The 16,291-nt window shown below is 53.9% G+C and carries 11 protein-coding genes; 8 read left to right on the forward strand and 3 right to left on the reverse strand.

Annotated features, from left to right (window positions below; genetic code table 11):
• Positions 1 to 295: 295 nt before the first annotated feature.
• On the forward strand, positions 296 to 937 hold the full coding sequence (gene sspA / locus R9X49_RS12360) for a stringent starvation protein SspA (RefSeq protein WP_005975503.1): 642 nt from the start codon (positions 296 to 298) through the stop codon (positions 935 to 937).
• A gap of 5 nt (positions 938 to 942) precedes the next feature.
• The gene (gene sspB, locus R9X49_RS12365) at positions 943 to 1,449 is read left to right on the forward strand and encodes a ClpXP protease specificity-enhancing factor (RefSeq protein WP_271875799.1); all 507 of its coding nucleotides are present in this window, start codon (positions 943 to 945) and stop codon (positions 1,447 to 1,449) included.
• Between the two features lie 62 nt (positions 1,450 to 1,511).
• On the opposite strand, the gene R9X49_RS12370 is transcribed toward sspB, so the two are convergent.
• Positions 1,512 to 2,285 (reverse strand): (S)-acetoin forming diacetyl reductase, encoded by a 774-nt coding sequence (locus R9X49_RS12370; RefSeq protein ID WP_319848694.1) that lies wholly within the window; start codon positions 2,283 to 2,285, stop codon positions 1,512 to 1,514.
• Positions 2,286 to 2,664: 379 nt separating this feature from the next.
• Here R9X49_RS12370 and R9X49_RS12375 point away from each other — a divergent pair, with 379 nt between their 5' ends.
• The gene (locus R9X49_RS12375; RefSeq protein WP_319848695.1) at positions 2,665 to 3,078 is read left to right on the forward strand and encodes a GFA family protein; all 414 of its coding nucleotides are present in this window, start codon (positions 2,665 to 2,667) and stop codon (positions 3,076 to 3,078) included.
• 66 nt (positions 3,079 to 3,144) lie between these two features.
• Here R9X49_RS12375 and R9X49_RS12380 read toward each other — a convergent pair whose 3' ends face one another.
• Positions 3,145 to 4,563 (reverse strand): glutamate synthase small subunit, encoded by a 1,419-nt coding sequence (locus R9X49_RS12380; protein WP_012773016.1) that lies wholly within the window; start codon positions 4,561 to 4,563, stop codon positions 3,145 to 3,147.
• 9 nt (positions 4,564 to 4,572) lie between these two features.
• Positions 4,573 to 9,033, reverse strand: coding sequence for a glutamate synthase large subunit (gene gltB / locus R9X49_RS12385; protein ID WP_319848696.1), 4,461 nt, complete (start codon positions 9,031 to 9,033; stop codon positions 4,573 to 4,575).
• 651 nt (positions 9,034 to 9,684) lie between these two features.
• Between gltB and R9X49_RS12390 the strand changes: the two genes are divergently transcribed.
• The 5 genes from R9X49_RS12390 to R9X49_RS12410 all read left to right on the forward strand — a co-directional run bounded on the left by R9X49_RS12390 (position 9,685) and on the right by R9X49_RS12410 (position 16,269).
• Positions 9,685 to 10,614, forward strand: coding sequence for a TIGR01212 family radical SAM protein (locus tag R9X49_RS12390; protein ID WP_319848697.1), 930 nt, complete (start codon positions 9,685 to 9,687; stop codon positions 10,612 to 10,614).
• A 106-nt stretch (positions 10,615 to 10,720) separates the two neighbouring features.
• The gene (gene arcB / locus R9X49_RS12395; protein ID WP_319848699.1) at positions 10,721 to 13,072 is read left to right on the forward strand and encodes an aerobic respiration two-component sensor histidine kinase ArcB; all 2,352 of its coding nucleotides are present in this window, start codon (positions 10,721 to 10,723) and stop codon (positions 13,070 to 13,072) included.
• Between the two features lie 427 nt (positions 13,073 to 13,499).
• Positions 13,500 to 14,153: an isoprenoid biosynthesis glyoxalase ElbB gene (gene elbB, locus R9X49_RS12400; protein ID WP_319849097.1), complete on the forward strand. Its 654-nt coding sequence runs from the start codon at positions 13,500 to 13,502 to the stop codon at positions 14,151 to 14,153.
• The gene (gene mtgA, locus R9X49_RS12405) at positions 14,150 to 14,884 is read left to right on the forward strand and encodes a monofunctional biosynthetic peptidoglycan transglycosylase (RefSeq protein WP_319848700.1); all 735 of its coding nucleotides are present in this window, start codon (positions 14,150 to 14,152) and stop codon (positions 14,882 to 14,884) included. The genes elbB and mtgA overlap by 4 nt, the downstream gene beginning before the upstream one ends.
• Before the next feature lie 89 nt (positions 14,885 to 14,973).
• Positions 14,974 to 16,269 carry an alginate lyase family protein gene (locus R9X49_RS12410; RefSeq protein ID WP_319848701.1) on the forward strand — a complete coding sequence of 432 codons (1,296 nt, stop codon included), beginning with the start codon at positions 14,974 to 14,976 and terminating at the stop codon, positions 16,267 to 16,269.
• Positions 16,270 to 16,291 lie beyond the last annotated feature (22 nt).

Raw genomic sequence — 16,291 nt, forward strand, 5'->3', positions numbered from 1 at the left:
ACCCGGTGCTGGTCACCGGGTTTTTTATGTCTAAAATAAATTTCTTTGAAATATACGCTTTACTTTCAGTGTGTTAGAGATGAAGTTACGCTTATACCCCCACAAAACGAACAAAATCTGATAAGCTATTCGCCGATTTTATGCCTGTGTGCCAGCTATCGCGTCGCTGTTTAAAACGCCAGATATTGTCGGGCGATGTTTACACACATTGGCGAGCAGAATTTCGAATAGCGGTTTGCAGGTTATTGACTGCGCGGTTATTCGCCATATTTTCTCGATAAACTTGGAGGTTTTCATGGCTGTCGCTGCCAACAAACGTTCGGTAATGACGCTGTTTTCTGGTCCATCCGACATTTTTAGCCATCAGGTGCGCATCGTATTGGCGGAAAAAGGTGTGAGTGTCGAGATTGAGCAGGTAGACATGGATAATCTGCCTCAGGATCTTATTGACCTCAATCCTTACGGTTCCGTGCCGACGCTGGTCGATCGCGAACTGACGCTCTATGAATCACGCATTATCATGGAGTATCTGGATGAACGTTTTCCTCATCCGCCGTTAATGCCTGTCTATCCGGTTGCGCGCGGTAATAGCCGCCTGATGATGCATCGCATTGAGAGCGACTGGTATTCTTTACTGAAGAAAATTACCCATGGCAGTGCGCAGGAAGCGGACGCGGCGCGTAAGCAACTGCGTGAAGAGCTGCTGGCCATTGCCCCGGTGTTCAATGAAGCGCCTTATTTCATGAGCGAAGAGTTCAGTCTGGTGGATTGCTATCTGGCTCCGCTGCTGTGGCGTCTGCCGCAGTTAGGCATTGAACTGAGTGGTTCGGGCGCGAAAGAGCTGAAAGGCTACATGACTCGCGTCTTTGAGCGTGATGCGTTCCTGGCTTCCCTGACGGAAGTGGAACGTGAAATGCGTTTGCAAACCCGAGGTTAAACTGTATGGCGTTGTCTCAACTGTCTCCGCGTCGTCCGTATTTATTACGGGCTTTTTATGATTGGTTGCTGGATAACCAATTAACGCCTCATCTGGTGGTAGATGTCACTCTGCCGGGTGTTATGGTGCCGATGGAGTTCGCCCGTGACGGCCAGATCGTGCTGAATATCGCACCGCGCGCTGTTGGCGGCCTTGAGTTAGCTGATGACAGCGTTCGTTTCAATGCCCGTTTTGGCGGCGTACCGCGCCAGGTCTACGTGCCGATGGCGGCCGTAATGGCGATTTATGCGCGTGAGAACGGGGCTGGAACGATGTTTGAGCCTGAACCTGCTTACGAAGAATCAGCAGGTGAATTTGAAGACTTCCAGGAAGGCGCTCCCTCTTCAGGGACGGTGATATCGATTGTCGAGAGTCCGCCTGATTCTGAAGCCCCTGACGATGGCCCCGGTTCTGATGATGAACCGCCACAGCCGCCTAAAGGTGGCAGACCGTCGCTGCGGGTTGTTAAATAATTCATTTTCAAGGGCACCACTGCGGTGCCCTTTTCTATTTCTGTTGTTAGCTAAATATGCCGTTAACTGAACACCATTCCGCCATCAATCAATAGCGATTGCCCCGTCATATAGTCGGAATCGTGGCTGGCCAGATAGGAGACGCAGGCCGCGACATCTTCTGGTTCGGAAAGGCGACCCAGCGTAATGCGTTTGGCGAATTCTTCTGTCGCATAGCCACGCGGTTTCCCTGCGGACTCGGAGATCTTTCGATCGATCTCATCCCACATTGGCGTTTTTACGATACCTGGACAGTAACCGTTGACGGTGATGCCTAGCGGCGCTAAATCGCGTGCGGCAGTTTGTGTCAGACCGCGAACCGCAAATTTACTTGAGCTGTAGACGGCGAGCTCAGGGTTGCCCACATGTCCGGCCTGCGAGCAGGCATTGATGATTTTTCCGCCGTGCCCCAGAGATTTAAAGGCATCGAGCGCCGCCTGAATGCCCCAGATAACGCCTTTGACGTTGATGTTATACACGCGATCGATGACTTCCGGCGTGATGTCTTCAATCAGCGTTGAGGGGGCAACGCCGGCGTTATTGACGATGACGTTAAAGTCACCAAAGCGCTTTTTGGTTGCGGCAACGGCAGCAAAAACGGCCTCACGATCCGCGACGTCTGCCTGTAGCGCGATGGCCTGTCCGCCAGCTTTTTCGATTTCCTGCGCCACACTGCGCGCCGTTTCCTGATTGTAGTCCACGATGGCGACGGCAAAACCGTCGGCCGCCAGTCTGAGAGCAATAGCGCGGCCAATACCTTGACCGGCTCCTGTTACAAGGGCTACTTCGACTGTCATAGTTCCTCCTTAATGAAATCCAATCTCAATAAAGACAAGTAAATGCCGGAGGTAAGTGTAGGCCTTTAGCGTGATATTGCAGGATTTATTACGAAAAGTTCTTTAGAGGGAAGTGGAAAGATAAAGGTTTTATTGGACTTTCTGGTGTGATATTCCACAGGGAGAAGTGGCTGATTGCCATCGGCTGTTACGGAGTGGCTCACTTCAGCTTCTGACCACGACGTTTCGGGAACTACCGATGAAAGTTGAGCGCTGTCCGACTTCCTGAGAATAAGAACAAGGGCGTATATAACCTATGCTATAACCGGAACCAGCGGCGATATTCCTTGTTTATGGGATATTGCGATTCCAGAACGTAGAATATCGGGAAGGGGGAGCTATGCATCAAGGTCGTTGTTTATGCGGCGGGGTGACGATTTCCACGACGCACTCGGTGAGTGATGTCAGCGCGTGCCATTGTGGAATGTGCCAGACGTGGGGCGGTGGACCGTTGATGTCCGTCGAATGCACGGATCCGGCGATTGAGATAAAAGGCGAGGAGAACATTACGGTCTGGCCGTCATCGGAATGGGCCGAACGCGGTTTTTGCCGTGTGTGTGGAACGCATCTGTTTTACCGACTGCGTGGCGGTAATGCCTATCATATTCCAGCGGGATTTTTTGCTGACGAGACGGATAAGACGCTGATATCACAAATTTATATTGATAAGAAACCGGGTTACTACTCATTTGTTGAGAAGACACCGACGCTGACGGAGCAGGATATTATCGCGCTTTATGCAGGTAAAGATTGAAGGCTCAGGTAAGGGCGGAAAAAGAAAAGGGCAGCCTACGCTGCCCTTAAGAGAAGTGAGTCGTTTTTACACTTCCAGATAGTTCATGATACCGTCAGCGGCTTTACGGCCTTCTGCGATGGCGGTGACCACCAGGTCGGAACCGCGTACTGCATCGCCGCCCGCAAAAATTTTCGGGTTGCTGGTCTGGAAGGCGTTATCGCAGCTTTCCGGTGCGACAATGCGACCCTGATCGTCCAGCTTGACGTCATGTTCTGCCAACCACGCCATTTTATGCGGACGGAAACCGAACGCCATGATGACTGCATCGGCTTCCAGAACGTGCTCGGAACCCTCTACGATTTCAGGACGGCGACGCCCGTTGGCATCCGGTGCACCCAGCGCAGTCCGCGCCATTTTCACGCCGCACACTTTGCCCGCGCCGTTGATTTCGACGCTTAACGGTTGCAGGTTGAATTTGAACTCGACGCCTTCTTCACGCGCGTTTTTCACTTCGCGTTTGGAACCCGGCATGTTCTCTTCATCACGACGATAGGCGCAGGTAACGTGCGTTGAACCCTGGCGAATCGAGGTACGCACGCAGTCCATCGCGGTGTCACCACCGCCCAGCACCACAACGCGTTTACCTTGCATGCTGACGTAAGGCTCGTCTGCTGCGGCTTCAAAGCCCATCAGTTGCTTGGTGTTGGCAATCAGGAACGGCAGCGCATCGTAGACACCCTGAGCATCTTCATTGTCCAATCCGCCACGCATAGACTGATAGGTGCCGACGCCGAGGAAGACGGCATCATATTCATCCAGCAGCGCTTTCATCTGCACGTCTTTGCCGACTTCGGTGTTCAGGCGGAATTCGATGCCCATCTCGGTGAAAATCTCACGACGTTTCACCATCACCTCTTTTTCCAGCTTGAAAGAGGGGATACCGAAGGTCAGTAAGCCACCGATCTCGGGATGACGATCGAAGACGACGGCCTGTACGCCATTGCGCGCCAGTACATCGGCACAGGCCAGCCCTGCCGGGCCAGCACCAATGATAGCCACGCGTTTGCCGGTCGGTTTGACGTTGGCAACGCTTGGCTTCCAACCCATCTCTATCGCTTTATCATTGATATAGCGCTCGATGTTGCCGATGGTGACCGCGCCGAACTCATCATTCAGCGTACAGGAGCCTTCACACAGACGATCCTGCGGACACACGCGACCGCAGACTTCCGGCAGGCTGTTGGTCTGGTGCGATAACTCAGCTGCTTCGATAATGCGGCCTTCGTTCGCCAGCTTCAGCCAGTTCGGGATGTAGTTATGTACCGGACATTTCCACTCACAGTAAGGGTTGCCGCACGCCAGGCAGCGGTCTGCCTGGGCTTTGGACTGGCTTTCTGAGAACGGCTCGTAGATCTCAACAAATTCAATTTTACGAATCTTCAGCGGTTTCTTGGGCGGATCAACGCGCTGTAAGTCGATAAACTGGTAAACATTCTGACTCATGATGACCTCTTACTGCGCCTGAACCCGCAGCTCGGCTGCGGAACGACTACGGTGACCCAACAATGCCTTCACATCACTTGACTTCGGTTTCACCAGAGCAAATTTCGGTGCCCAGGTCGGCCAGTTAGCGAGGATCTCTTCTCCGCGGTGTGAACCGGTATTCTGCACGTGCTCGGTGATCAGGCCACGAAGATGCTCTTCATGAATAGCCAGTTCTTCGACATCCAGCACTTCCACCAGTTCCGGGTTAACGCGTTTGCGGAATTCACCGTCTTCATCCAGTACATAGGCGAATCCACCGGTCATACCTGCGCCAAAGTTCACGCCGGTACGGCCCAGTACGCAGACGATACCGCCCGTCATGTATTCACAGCCGTTATCGCCGATGCCTTCTACCACGGTGATACAGCCGGAGTTACGTACGGCGAAACGTTCACCCGCACGACCTGCGGCAAACAGCTTACCGCCGGTAGCGCCGTAGAGGCAGGTGTTACCGATGATGCTGGCTTCGTGGCTGCGGAAGGCTGAACCCACCGGAGGACGCACGGAGATGCTGCCGCCTGCCATGCCTTTGCCCACGTAGTCGTTGGCATCGCCGGTTAGTTTCAGTTCCACGCCGCCGGCGTTCCAGACGCCAAAGCTTTGCCCTGCGGTACCGGAGAAGTGAGCTTTAATCGGATCGCCTGCCAGCCCTTGATCGCCATGTTTCTCGGCAATCGCGCCGGACAGCGTCGCGCCGACGGAGCGATCGGTGTTGCGGATATCGAAGTAGAGCGCTTTGCCCTGTTTCGAATCGATGTGTGGCTGTGCCTGCGCCAGCAGCTCTTTGTTCAACAAACCTTTGTCGAACGACAGATTGCTTTCAGTGCAGTACAGCGCTTTGCCCGGCTGAGGCTGTGCAGCGTGCAGCAGCGGCGACAGATCCAGCTTGTTCTGCTTCGCACTGAAACCGTCAAGTTCAACCAACAAATCGGTACGACCGATCAGATCGACCAGACGGCTGACGCCCAGCTCTGCCATCAGTACGCGAGTTTCATGCGCGATGAACTGGAAGTAGTTGGTTACACGCTCAGGCAGACCGTGGTAGTGATCGCGGCGCAGCTTCTCATCCTGCGTTGCAACGCCTGTCGCACAGTTGTTCAGGTGACAGATACGCAGGTATTTACAGCCCAGCGCAACCATCGGCCCAGTGCCGAAGCCGAAGCTTTCCGCACCCAGAATGGCTGCTTTGACGATATCCAGACCGGTTTTCAGGCCACCGTCCACCTGAAGGCGGATTTTGTGGCGCAGACCGTTGGATACCAAAGCCTGCTGTGTTTCTACCAGACCCAGTTCCCACGGGCAGCCCGCGTATTTCACGGAAGACAGCGGGCTGGCACCGGTACCGCCGTCGTAACCAGCGATGGTGATCAGATCGGCATACGCCTTGGCAACACCTGTAGCGATAGTTCCGACGCCCGGTTCGGACACCAGTTTTACCGAAATCATCGCTTTCGGGTTGACCTGCTTCAGATCGAAAATCAGCTGAGCCAGATCTTCGATAGAGTAAATGTCGTGGTGCGGCGGTGGTGAAATCAGCGTCACGCCTGGCACGGAATAACGCAGACGAGCAATGTACGGCGTGACTTTATCACCCGGTAACTGACCGCCTTCGCCCGGCTTCGCGCCCTGCGCCACTTTAATCTGAATCACATCGGCGTTAACCAGATAGGCTGGCGTCACACCAAAGCGGCCAGAAGCAACCTGCTTGATACGGGACACTTTATTGGTACCGTAGCGCGCCGGGTCTTCGCCACCTTCACCGGAGTTGGAGAAGCCGCCCAGTCCGTTCATCGCCTCAGCCAACGATTCATGGGCTTCCGGGCTGAGTGCGCCGATGGACATGGCCGCGGTATCGAAGCGTTTGAACATTTCAGAGGCCGGTTCAACGCTGTCTATCGCGATGGCCGCGCCTTCTTGCGGTTTCAGCGCCAGCAGGTCGCGTAATGTGGCCGCTGGACGCTCGTTAACCAGTTTGGCGTATTGCTCGTAATCGCTGTACTCCCCGGTTTTCACCGCAGTTTGCAGCGTGGTGACGACATCCGGGTTGTAGGCATGGTATTCGCCGCCGTGAACAAATTTCAGCAGGCCGCCCTGTTCCAGCGTTTTACGTTTCAGCCAGGCACGCTTAGACAGATTCAGCAGATCCTGCTCGAAGTCGCTGTAGTTTGCACCGCCGATGCGGCTGACGACGCCCAGGAAGCATTGCGTCGATACATCTTTATGCAGGCCCACAGCTTCAAACAGCTTGGAGCAGCGATAAGACGCAATCGTCGAGATGCCCATTTTGGACATAATTTTGTACAGGCCTTTGTTGATGCCGTTACGGTAGTTCAGCATCACGGCACGATAAGGTTTGTCGATGGTGTGGTTATCCACCATCCGCGCCAGCGTTTCGTAGGCGAGGTAAGGGTAGATAGCCGTCGCACCAAAGCCTAACAGCACGGCAAAGTGGTGCGGGTCACGTGCACTGGCGGTTTCAACAATGATGTTGGCATCACAGCGCAGGCTCTTTTCCACCAGACGGCGCTGAACGGCACCCACAGCCATCGGCGCAGGGACAGGCAGGCGTGATTCGCTAATGCCACGGTCGGACAGCACCAGCAGAACGGCACCGTCTCTGACTTTGCTTTCTGCTTCGTCACACAGTTTTTCGATGGTCTGTTGCAGCGTTTGCTGCGACGGATCAAACGTCAGATCCAGCGTGTCGGCGCGATAGTGCAGTTCATCCTGCGACGTCAGCTGGGTGAAGTCGGAGTAAAGCAGGATCGGTGATTTAAAGCTCAGACGGTGAGCCTGACCTTCCGCTTCACAGAACACGTTCATTTCACGGCCGATGCTGGTCGCCAGCGACATGACATGTGCTTCACGCAGTGGGTCGATCGGCGGGTTGGTTACCTGCGCGAACTGCTGACGGAAGTAGTCATAAATGATGCGTGGACGGCTGGACAGCACGGCGAACGGCGTGTCATCGCCCATCGACCCCGTGGCTTCCTGACCGTTTTCGCCCAGTACGCGAATGACCTGATCCAGCTCTTCACTGCTGTAGCCGTACTGTTTCTGGTAGGTTTCCAGCAGATCGTCGTTGAATTCACGGCTGCCGACCTGATCGTCCGGCAACTCTTCAAACGGCACCAGACGCTTAACGTTTTTCTCCATCCACTCTTTGTAAGGATGGCGGCTTTTCAGGTCGTTATCGGTTTCGGCAGAGTGCAGGATACGGCCGCTGCGGGTGTCGATCACCATCAGTTCGCCCGGACCAACGCGGCCTTTTTCAACCACTTCATCCGGCTGATAATCCCAGATACCGACTTCAGACGCGCAGGTGATCAGCTTGTCTTTGGTTATGACGTAGCGCGCAGGGCGCAGGCCGTTACGATCCAGGTTACAGGCGGCATAGCGCCCGTCGGACATCACGATACCGGCTGGGCCATCCCACGGTTCCATGTGCATGGAGTTAAAGTCGAAGAAGGCGCGCAGTTCAGGATCCATATCCGGGTTGTTCTGCCAGGCTGGCGGAACCAGCAGGCGCATAGCGCGGATGATATCCATCCCGCCGCTCAGGAACAGTTCCAGCATGTTATCCAGCGAGCTGGAGTCAGAGCCGGTTTCGTTGACGAACGGCGCGGCATCCTGCAAGTCTGGGATCAGCGGGGTTTTGAATTTGTAAGCGCGCGCGCGTGCCCATTGGCGGTTACCGGCAATGGTGTTGATCTCACCGTTGTGCGCCAGATAGCGGAACGGCTGCGCCAGCGGCCAGCGTGGCACGGTGTTGGTTGAGAAACGCTGGTGGAACAGACAGATCGAGGATTCCAGACGCAGATCGGCCAGATCGAGGTAGAAGCGCGGCAGATCCGCCGGCATACACAGACCTTTATAGATCGTGACCAGATTGGAGAAGCTACAAACGTAGAAGTCTTTATCTTCGATACGCTTTTCGATACGGCGGCGCGCCATGAACAAACGGCGTTCCATATCACGTTGACGCCAGCCAGCGGGGGCGTTAACGAAAATTTGCTCAATACGCGGCATGGATGACAGGGCGATTTCACCCAGTACATCCGGGTTGGTCGGCACTTCACGCCAGCCCAGTACGGACAGCGTTTCGTTCTGCAACTCTTCTTCTACAATCCGACGCGTGGCGCGAGCCAGCTCTTCGTCCTGATTGAGAAACATCATGCCAACGGCGTAGTTTTTGGCTAAGCGCCAGCCATGCTCTTCCGCTACCAGACGAAAGAAACGGTCTGGCTTCTGAAGTAATAAACCGCAGCCGTCGCCAGTCTTGCCGTCAGCAAGGATTGCGCCACGGTGCTGCATGCGTGCGAGTGCGTGAATCGCGGTACGCACTACTTTGTGGCTCGGCTCACCTTCTATATGGGCGATTAATCCGAAACCACAGTTATCTCTCTCTTGGGATGCATCGTACAACATATTAGTGAACCTCCCCAGGCTCTGTGTGACTCTCACAACCTACTGCGAGAAAGCACCGTGGCGTTGAGCGGCTAGTATTACGCTCTCTTCTTCGGCCTCTCGTGACGGTCTCACAAGTGGTAAATGACTTGTTTTTAGAGGGAGTCTTCATTTACTGCATAAATATGACGAATCATGGACCCGTCAGGAAAGCTTCCAGCGGATTCCCAAATTAGCGAGAAACCCTGTTCAGGTCAAATACCAGTGCAAAATGTGCTGATAAACGATAATTTTTAATTATACCTATGAAACATAATGATTTTTTTAGAAAAACTATCTCGGGAAATGACTATGGCGTTTAATTGAAGTGTGAGCTGTATCACTATACAAAAGCGCGAGAACCCTTATCCGTGCTGCATTATTTCTGCGTTGCAGCATATTATGCTGTATATGACTACTTTTAGATTTCATGAAACTATTTTTAAGTATTGCTTCATCTTTTCATTAATTGAGCATACGGGATAAGAAAAATTAATTAGCACCGACGTGAGTTTATTTTCACTAAAAGCGAATAAAAATGCATTTCGTTGGGATGTGTGTGATTGATCGCGGTCATCGCGAAGGGGGCAAGAGAAAGGTAGTCTGCTGTTCCTCAAGGGAGCAGGTTAGAATATGCAATTGCAAAAATTAATCAATATGTTTGGCGGAAATCTTCAACGTCGCTATGGCGAGAAGATCCACAAGCTGACGCTGCACGGCGGGTTTAATTGCCCAAACCGTGATGGCACGCTGGGGCGGGGCGGTTGCACGTTCTGTAATGTGGCCTCGTTTGCCGATGAACAGATGCAGCAACGCAGCATCGCACAGCAGTTGGAGACGCAGGCAGGAAAGGTAAATCGGGCCAAACGCTATCTGGCGTATTTTCAGGCGTATACCAGCACCTATGCCGAAGTTCAGGTGCTGGAAAGCATGTATCAGGAAGCGTTGAAACAGGCCGAAATGGTGGGGCTTTGCGTCGGCACGCGCCCCGACTGCGTGCCTGATGCGGTACTGGATTTACTGTCCCGCTATCATGAACAAGGTTACGAGGTCTGGCTGGAGCTGGGACTGCAAAGCGCGTGTGACAAAACGCTGCACCGGATTAATCGCGGACATGATTTCGCCTGCTATCAGGAAACCACCCGCCGTGCGCGTGAGCGCGGTCTGAAAGTGTGTAGTCATCTGATTGTCGGTTTGCCGGGCGAAGACGCCCAGCGCTGCTTATCGACGCTGGAGCAGGTGGTTGAGACCGGCGTGGAGGGCATTAAGCTGCATCCTCTGCATATCGTGGAAGGCAGCACGATGGCGAAGGCCTGGCGAGCGGGAAGGCTGCCCGAGCTGGCACTGGAGCGCTACGTGGAGACGGCGGGAGAGATGATTCGCCATACGCCGCCGGAGGTGATCTATCACCGCATTTCCGCCAGCGCTCGCCGGCCCACCCTGTTGGCCCCGCTGTGGTGTGAAAACCGCTGGACGGGCATGGTAGAGCTGGATCGCTATCTGCAAACGCATGGCGTACAGGGTTCCGCGCTGGGCACGCCCTACCGTTACGATGGGGTCTGACGTGTCAGAAGACGCTGGTATTTCGTGCCGTGAATCTGTGCGGCAGCACCGTATCAGCCGCCGTTTTACGTTATGATGCGCGGGTGGGTGACTAAGGGAAATCGCTATGAAGCAAATTCGTCTGTTGGCGCAGTACTATGTTGATTTGATGGTAAAACTGGGGCTTGTCCGTTTTTCACTGCTGCTGGCCTCGGTATTGGTGCTGTTGGCGATGGTGGTGCAAATGGCCGTCACCCTGCTGCTCAGCGGGGAAGTCGAGAACATCGACGTCGTCCGTTCCATTTTCTTCGGGCTGCTGATTACGCCCTGGGCCGTTTATTTTCTCTCCGTGGTGGTGGAACAGCTCGAGGAGTCGCGCCAGCGGCTGTCGAAGCTGGTGGCGAAGCTGGAAGAAATGCGCCATCGGGATCTGGAGCTGAACGAGCAGCTTCAGGAGAACATCGTACAGCTCAATCAGGAAATCGCTGACCGCATCAAAGCGGAAGATGCGCGTGCGCTGGTGATGAGCCGACTCAAAGAAGAGATGTCCCGCCGCGAACAGGCGCAGATTGAGCTGGAGCAACAGTCGGCGTTGCTGCGTTCGTTCCTTGATGCCTCACCGGATTTGGTTTACTACCGTAACGAAGATAAAGAGTTCTCCGGCTGCAACCGCGCGATGGAGCTGCTGGTGGGCAAAAGCCAGAAGCAGCTCATTGGCCTGACGCCACAGGATGTTTACTCCCCCGATATTGCCGAGAAAGTGATGGAGACGGACGAAAAAGTGTTCCGTCATAACGTTTCTCTGACCTATGAACAGTGGCTGGTTTATCCCGATGGCCGTAAAGCCTGTTTTGAGCTGCGTAAGGTGCCGTTTTATGACCGGATGGGTAAACGTCACGGGCTGATGGGGTTTGGACGCGATATAACGGAGCGTAAGCGTTACCAGGACGCGTTAGAGAACGCCAGTAGGGAGAAGACCACCTTTATCTCAACAATCAGCCACGAGCTTCGTACGCCGCTTAATGGCATTGTCGGGTTAAGTCGCATCCTGCTGGATACGCAACTTGACCCTGAACAGCAAAAATACCTGAAAACCATCCACGTCAGCGCGATTACGCTGGGCAATATCTTTAACGACGTGATTGAGATGGACAAACAGGAGCGCCGCAAGGTGCAACTGGATAACCAGCCGATTGATTTCACTGGTTTTCTGGTGGATCTGGAGAACCTCGGCGGCCTGCTGGCGGAACCGAAAGGCCTGAAGCTGATTATGGATCAGCACCAGCCTCTGCCGCAGAAAGTCATTACTGACGGAACGCGCCTGCGGCAGATTCTGTGGAACCTGCTCAGTAACGCGGTGAAATTCACACCGAAAGGCGAAATTGTGGTGCGCGTCTGGCATGAAAAAGGCGATCGCCTGCGCTTTGAAGTGGAAGATTCCGGGATGGGGATTCCGGCGGATGAGCTGGAAAAAATCTTCGCCATGTATTATCAGGTCAAAGACCAGCACGGCGGGAAGCCCGCAACAGGTACGGGAATTGGCCTGGCGGTGTCGAAGCGTCTGGCGCAGAACATGGGGGGCGATATCCAGGTTTCCAGCACGCAAGGCAAGGGCTCCTGCTTCACCCTGACGGTGACTGCACCGAGCGTCGATGAAGCGGGAAGCGGTCTGGACGACGACGATGATCTGCCGCTACCGGCGCTGCACGTCCTGCTGGTGGAAGATATCGAACTGAACGTGGTCGTCGCGCGTTCGGTGCTGGAAAAGTTGGGCAATAGCGTGGATGTCGCCATGACCGGACAGGAAGCGCTGGATATGTTCGACCCTGATGAGTTCGATCTGGTGCTGCTCGATATTCAACTGCCGGATATGACCGGGCTGGACGTCGCGCGTCAACTGCGTTCGCGTTATGGCAACCGCAGCCTGCCGCCGCTGGTGGCGCTGACGGCGAACGTGCTGAAAGATAAACGCGAATATCTGGATGCGGGTATGGATGACGTGCTCAGCAAGCCGCTGTCGGTGCCTGCCCTGACGGCCGTCATCAAACAATTCTGGGATACTCACACCGTGTGGACGAAAGAGCCAGTGGCTGAGGAGGGTAATGAAATGGCAAAAGCAGAAGAGGATCTACTGGATATTCCGATGTTGGAACAGTATCTGGATTTGGTGGGGCCGAAATTGATTCACCAGAGTCTGGAGATGTTTGAACAGATGATGCCGGGCTATCTGGCGATTCTGGATTCCAACATGACAGCACGTGACCAGAAAGGCATTACGGAAGAAGGGCACAAAATCAAAGGAGCAGCGGGTTCAGTCGGGTTACGGCATTTGCAGCAAGTCGCCCAGCAGATTCAGACCTCATCGTTACCGGCATGGTGGGATAACGTGCAGGAATGGGTCGATGAACTTAAGCACGACTGGCGTCATGACGTTCAGGTACTGCGTGATTGGGTGGCAAAAGCAGAAAAAGAATCCTGATACGGTTTGTTACGGCCACAGGGACGTGGCGAGTAAAACGGCTGGAAAAATTTTTTCGTCTCATGCGATATCATGCAAAAAAACGGCAGATTGAGCAGGGGTTACGAGTGAAAAGGGACTTGGAATGCGAGGCTTTGCACGTTTTCATACGGTAGAAAAAAATGACCCCGGCCGAAGCCGGGGTGCGCGAATTATGCGCCAACACCAGGGAAAACATGCACCTGCATTTAGATTTCAGGTTTTGTAAACTCGCAAGTGCGGATATTCGTGTCTTAACTTACTACCTAACTACTTTACATCTTCATCAAGCAACAAAATAGCAAATGTAGAAATCTTTGTTACAAGAATCATTAAAATGTGTGATGTAGATTAGTGTTTGTCAATTAAAAAATCAATTAGTTGATGTAATGAAATGAAGGAAAAGATGATGAAACGAGTCGGCATTGTCCTTAGTGGCTGTGGTGTTTATGACGGTTCCGAGATTCATGAAGCCGTGTTGACGTTACTTGCGCTGGATCGCGCGGGTGCAGAAGCGGTTTGCTTTGCGCCAGATAAGCCGCAATTACAGGTGGTTAATCACCTGACGGGTGACGTAACTGGTGAGAATCGCAACGTTTTAGCAGAATCGGCACGGATCGCCAGAGGAAAAATCCAGCCCCTTTCTACGGCGAATGCACAAGATTTAGATGCGCTGATTGTGCCGGGTGGTTTTGGCGCCGCGAAAAATTTAAGTGACTTTGCGACGCAGGGAATGGCATGTCAGATCGATGAAACACTGCAATTGCTCACACAGGAAATTTATAAGCAAAATAAACCAATTGGTTTTATTTGCATCTCACCTGCGCTCCTGCCGAAGATTTTGGGTGAACCTGTTCGCGTAACCATTGGTAACGATATTGACACCGCAGAGGCCGTGGAAGAGATGGGCGGTATCCACGTTGTTTGTCCGGTCGATGATATCGTGGTTGATGCCGAACATAAAATCGTGACGACACCGGCCTATATGCTGGCTAACTCCATCAGCGAAACGGCAAAAGGCATTGATAAGCTCGTGGCCCGCGTTTTGGAACTCACCGAATGAGGTGGAGCCGAGGGCGTGGAGGCTTACTAACGTGGCTGAAGCGCCTGATTGTTCGCAGTGTGTTGGTCGTCATCGGAGCGTGGCTGGCTGGCATCCTGCTGTTTTCCTTCCTGCCGGTACCGTTCTCCGCGGTGATGGTGGATAGGCAGATCAGTGCATGGCTGAACGGCGAGTTCTCCTATGTCGCCCATTCTGACTGGGTTTCGATGGAGAAAATTGCACCGGAAATGGCGCTGGCGGTGATAGCGGCGGAAGACCAAAAGTTCCCCGATCACTGGGGCTTCGATCTGGATGCGATTGGTCAGGCATTGAAGCACAACGAACGCAACACACAGCGGATTCGTGGCGCGTCTACGCTCTCACAGCAGATGGTGAAGAACCTGTTCCTGTGGGATGGACGTAGCTGGGTGCGTAAGGGCCTTGAAGCGGGGATTACCACCGGGGTCGAGCTGGTCTGGACAAAACGGCGGATTCTGACCGTGTATCTGAATATCGCTGAATTTGGCCCCGGTATCTTTGGTGTGGAGGCTGCTGCCAGACGTTATTTCAACAAGCCAGCCAGCAGGCTGACGGCAAGCGAATCCGCTTTGCTGGCGGCGGTGCTGCCGAACCCCATTCGCTTTCGCGCAAATGCGCCCTCCGGCTATGTTCTTCAACGCCAGCAGTGGATTTTACGCCAGATGAGACAGATGGGCGGCGACGCGTTTTTGCGAGATAACGATCTATTGTGAGGTAACAATCTGAATTAAGTCGCCTTGTTCGTTTACTATACCGAGAAATTTTCGCGTTAACGGTCGTGTTTTCGACATCAGGAGAAAGTATGCGGTTACGTTATTGGTCAGGTTTACTGGTTGCATTGTGTTGTGTGGCTTCCGTTGCCCGTGCGGACGCGGAGCCTAAAGTGTCCCCCCCCGATAATCCCTACGCCTTCTTGCAGCAGCCCCAGCTATCCTCGGTAAAACAGCAGCTACAGCAGAAAACGGAAAAGCCGCAGACGCGAATGGCGTACGAGCAGCTTATTTCGGAAGCCGATCGCGCGCTGAAAATGGATAACCCCAGCGTGACGGAAAAAAAATCCACGCCACCTAGCGGCTCAAAGCATGATTATTTGAGCCTCAGCGCCTACTGGTGGCCCGATCCCGACAAAGCTGATGGTTTGCCTTGGATTCGTCGTGATGGGCAGGTAAACCCTGCCAGCAAGGATGAGGAGACTGATGGCGTTAGGCTGGCAAAATTCACGGCCCAAACGCAGGCGTTGACGCTGGCGTGGTACTTCTCGGGCAAACAGGCTTATGCCGATAAGGCCATATCGATGATCCGCACCTGGTTTATCGACCCCGAGACGCGCATGAACCCTAATCTCGATTTCGCGCAAGGCGTGCCGGGCATCGCGCCGGGCAGAGGGTCGGGCGTGTTGGACGGACGCTATTTTTCCACCCGTATTGTCGATTCGCTGATTATGTTGCGTCACGCTCCGGGCTGGACGGCGCAGGATGAGCAGCAGATGCAGAAATGGATGAGCGATTATCTACACTGGCTGCAAACCAGCAAGCTGGGGAAAAAAGAGGCAACGGCTCAGAACAACCACGGCAGCTGGTATACCGTACAGGTGGCGGGGATTGCCTGGTATCTGGGCAAAATCGACGTGGTGAAATCCATGGCGCAATTGCAGCGGGAAAAATTGGATCACCAGTTGCAACCGGATGGTTCTCAGCCGGAGGAACTGGCGCGCACGCGATCTTTCCATTACAGCTACTTCAACCTTCAGGCGATAACGGATATGGCTGTTCTGGCTTCCCGCGTTGGGGAGAATATCTGGCAATATCAAACGCCGAAAGGAAGCAGTGTGATAAAGGCGCTCGATTTTATGGCACCGTATCTGGATGAAAATAAGGCGTGGCCGCGCAAGACGATGGACAGACAAAGCAGCCGTCTTATCCCGCTGCTGTTGCAGGCGGAGCGCGGTTTGCAAGCGCCGCGTTACCAGACGCACATCAGGCAGGCGGGTTTTACGGAATTACTCACCGGGTCAGCGGGCAAACGGGATAAAGAACCGAGCCATATCAGCGTTGAAACCCGCCGTGCGCTCTGGCTGCTGAATCCTGCTACACCGTAATTTGGTTGTACCTGATTCCACC

The sequence above is a fragment of the Pectobacterium carotovorum genome, from assembly GCF_033898505.1.
Taxonomy (GTDB): Bacteria; Pseudomonadota; Gammaproteobacteria; order Enterobacterales; family Enterobacteriaceae; genus Pectobacterium; species Pectobacterium carotovorum_J.

Bases quoted from the DNA above. Each gene is read 5' to 3' on its own strand.
- sspA (WP_005975503.1), top strand. From the start codon at position 296: ATGGCTGTCGCTGCCAACAAACGTTCGGTAATGACGCTGTTTTCTGGT.
- sspB (WP_271875799.1), top strand. From the start codon at position 943: ATGGCGTTGTCTCAACTGTCTCCGCGTCGTCCGTATTTATTACGGGCT.
- R9X49_RS12370 (WP_319848694.1), bottom strand. From the start codon at position 2,285: ATGACAGTCGAAGTAGCCCTTGTAACAGGAGCCGGTCAAGGTATTGGC.
- R9X49_RS12375 (WP_319848695.1), top strand. From the start codon at position 2,665: ATGCATCAAGGTCGTTGTTTATGCGGCGGGGTGACGATTTCCACGACG.
- R9X49_RS12380 (WP_012773016.1), bottom strand. From the start codon at position 4,563: ATGAGTCAGAATGTTTACCAGTTTATCGACTTACAGCGCGTTGATCCG.
- gltB (WP_319848696.1), bottom strand. From the start codon at position 9,033: ATGTTGTACGATGCATCCCAAGAGAGAGATAACTGTGGTTTCGGATTA.
- R9X49_RS12390 (WP_319848697.1), top strand. From the start codon at position 9,685: ATGCAATTGCAAAAATTAATCAATATGTTTGGCGGAAATCTTCAACGT.
- arcB (WP_319848699.1), top strand. From the start codon at position 10,721: ATGAAGCAAATTCGTCTGTTGGCGCAGTACTATGTTGATTTGATGGTA.
- elbB (WP_319849097.1), top strand. From the start codon at position 13,500: ATGAAACGAGTCGGCATTGTCCTTAGTGGCTGTGGTGTTTATGACGGT.
- mtgA (WP_319848700.1), top strand. From the start codon at position 14,150: ATGAGGTGGAGCCGAGGGCGTGGAGGCTTACTAACGTGGCTGAAGCGC.
- R9X49_RS12410 (WP_319848701.1), top strand. From the start codon at position 14,974: ATGCGGTTACGTTATTGGTCAGGTTTACTGGTTGCATTGTGTTGTGTG.